At 58.5% G+C, this 236-nt stretch carries 1 protein-coding gene; it reads left to right on the top strand.

Going from position 1 to position 236, the window contains the following annotated elements:
- Positions 1 to 236 (top strand): sulfatase/phosphatase domain-containing protein (locus ACTHSL_RS14235; protein ID WP_440381760.1); only part of this gene is annotated, 236 nt, incomplete at both ends.

Below are 236 nucleotides of genomic sequence, written 5' to 3'. Positions count from 1 at the left end.
CGGATGGTACGACAAACGCTGGATGTTTGAAGAATCGCTGCGGATGCCGTTCCTGATTCGCTGGCCAGGCGTCATCGCGCCAGGAACGGAGAGTCACGCGATGATCCAAAACATTGATTACGCGCCCACGTTCTTGACGCTGGCCGGTGCCGATGTGCCGACGGACATCCAAGGGCGCAGTATGGTAGATATGTGGCGTGATGGTTGCCGGGCCTCGTCATCATGGCGTGATGCGA

It is taken from the genome of Neisseria sp. P0008.S010, from assembly GCF_051962715.1.
GTDB classification, from domain to species: Bacteria; Pseudomonadota; Gammaproteobacteria; order Burkholderiales; family Neisseriaceae; genus Neisseria; species Neisseria elongata.
The sequence above is the reverse complement of the archived record's forward strand: the minus strand, read 5'-3'. Positions and strand labels throughout refer to the sequence as shown.